This is a genomic window from Zavarzinella formosa DSM 19928 (assembly GCF_000255705.1).
Lineage (GTDB): Bacteria > Planctomycetota > Planctomycetia > Gemmatales > Gemmataceae > Zavarzinella > Zavarzinella formosa.
This window is the reverse complement of record NZ_JH636447.1, coordinates 81,381-83,737: the sequence shown is the minus strand read 5'-3', so window position 1 is coordinate 83,737 and position 2,357 is coordinate 81,381. Positions and strand designations below refer to the sequence as shown.

Here is a 2,357-nt window from a genome sequence, read left to right as displayed (position 1 = left end):
GGGCGTCACCGTCACCGTGCCGGTTCCCTTGATCGTCGTCTTGCCGGCATCGACAATCGTCACCGTCACTTTGTCGGCGAGCGTGGGAAGCAAGGCGAAAGTATGTGATCCGGCGTCCAAGGCCGTGAAGGTGTAATCGGAGGGGAGGGAGGCCAGCCTGTCCGAACTGGAGAAATGCACCTTGCCGACGTAGGCCGTGTCCTTGACATTCTTGGCCGTCAGCGCTGTCACGGTGACGGTCGCCGGTGTCCCGGCCACAACGGGCGCCGTCGGGATGGTCACGCCGAAATGGGTCGTCAGCGCGGAGGCAACCAGCGCGGACAACTGGCCGGTGATGGCCCCCGCCCCCGTGTCCGTGGCGGTCACGTTCCAGCTTCCGGGCGAGTTGAGCTTCAGAGAAAACGTGTGGGTTCCCTTGTCGGCCGCCTTGAACGTATAGTCCGCCGGGAGTTGGGCCAGCGTGTCAGTCGAGGTGAAGTGAACCGTGCCGGTATAGTTCGTCACCCGGTTGCCGAAGGCGTCCATCGCCGACACCGTGATTGTCCGGGCCGTGCCGACGCTCACCGGGGCCACGGAGCCCGTGACCGCCAGCACGTTCGCCAGCGCGGGCGCCACGGTGATGGCGGGGGTGGTCCCCTTGACCGTCGCCTTGCCGACTTCGGTGACGGTCACCGTCAGTTTGCCGGCGGTTTCCAGTGTCACCGGGAAGGTCTGCGTCCCGTGATCGCCGGGCGTGAAGGTGTAATCGGGCGGCAGAATGGCGTGCTTGTCCGTGCTGATGAAATGCACGGTGCCGACGTAGTTCGCGTCCACGGTGTTCTTGGCCGTCAGCGCGTTCACGGTGACGATCACCGCGCTTCCGGCGTCAATGCTGGTCATCCCCGGCACGGTCACGCCGAGATGGGTGGTCGGGGCCGGGGCCGCCGCAACGGTGATCGGGTCGGAAACCGCCGCCAGGAGGTCCGCCGAGCCGAAGGCGCCGAGGGTGAAGCCGGTTCCGGCTTTGCTCAGCGTCAGGTTGCTGAAGGTGACGACGCCGCTAACGGCATTCGCCGTGAGTGTCCCGCTGAGCACGGCCCCCGCCGGACCGGATGTGAGGGCGATATTGACCGGCCCGTTGAACGTGTTGTCAACGGTTCCGAACGAATCCTGCAACGACAGCGTGACGCCGAATGCCCGCCCCGCAAACACCGTGGGGGGGACGGACGTGAAGGCAAAGCGGTCGCCGGTGGCTTGGACGAACGTGTTTGTCCCAAGGGTCAGGGCGCCTCCTTGGAACGTAAAATCCGTCTGCCCGATGCGGTCGAGCGTCAGACCGGCGAAGGTGGCGACGCCGTTGACGGGCGTCACGGTGAGGTTGCCGCCCAGCGTGACGCCCCCCATGGGATGGTGCGTGCTGACGGTGATCGGGCTGACGAACGTCGTGTCCGTGTTGCCGAAATTGTCCTCGGCGGTTACGGTCAGGCTGAATCCCGCGTTGGCGATCACTTTGTCCGGTGACGTCGTCACCGCCAATTGGGTGGCCGCCCCTGCCTTGATTTCAAACGGATCGGTCGTCACGCTGGCAAAATCATCGCCCGAGACGTCCAATTGATACCCGAGGCCGGCCTTGGTGATTTGGAGGTTGGAAAAATCGGCCACGCCGTTGACGGCGTTCACCGAGAGCGTTCCCCCCAAAAACGCCCCGCCGGGGCTGCCGGGCAGCAGGATGGTGACCTGACCGGTGTATGACGTGTCCACGTTGCCGAAATCGTCCTCGGCCGACACTTGGACATCGAACAGGCTTCCGGCCGTGACGGCGCTCGTCGGCTGGGCGGTCACCACAATGCGGCTGGCCGTGACCGTGAGGGGATCGCTGACAATGCTGCTCAACCCCGGCCGGGTCGCCTTGAACGTATACCCGACACCCACCTTGTCGATGTGCAGGTCGTCAAAGGTGGCGATCCCGTTCACCGCCTTCACCGTCAATGTTCCGGTGAGCGATGCCGACGAGGGATTGTTGGCGAAATCAATTTTCACGTTGCCGTTGAAACTGGTGTCCACCGCCCCATTCGAGCCAAGGGCCTCGCAGACAATGGTGAAGGCTCCGCCGGCCTTCACGGACGTCGGCGGTTCCGTGCTAATGGCAAATTGCCGGGCGATGACGCCGGTCGTGCTGGAATTTCCGCTGCTTCCCCCCGTCAAGCCCGGCAGACCGCCCGTGCCGGCGCCTCCTTGGTCGCCTTCCTCTCCGGCCGCGCCGTCCGTCCCCTGATGGCCGGTTGTTCCAGAGGGAAGCCCGGTGCCGGGGCTGGCGGCCGCCCCCTTGCCTCCCTTGGCTCCCTTCTCCCCGGCCGTTCCGCCTGTGCCGGCAGCGC

The 2,357-nt window shown here is 65.4% G+C and carries 1 protein-coding gene; it reads right to left on the bottom strand.

Annotation, left to right across the window (positions count from 1 at the left end; all coding sequences use genetic code 11):
• Window positions 1-2,357 (bottom strand): beta strand repeat-containing protein (locus tag BGIM_RS65200; protein WP_390568119.1); only part of this gene is annotated, 2,357 nt, incomplete at both ends.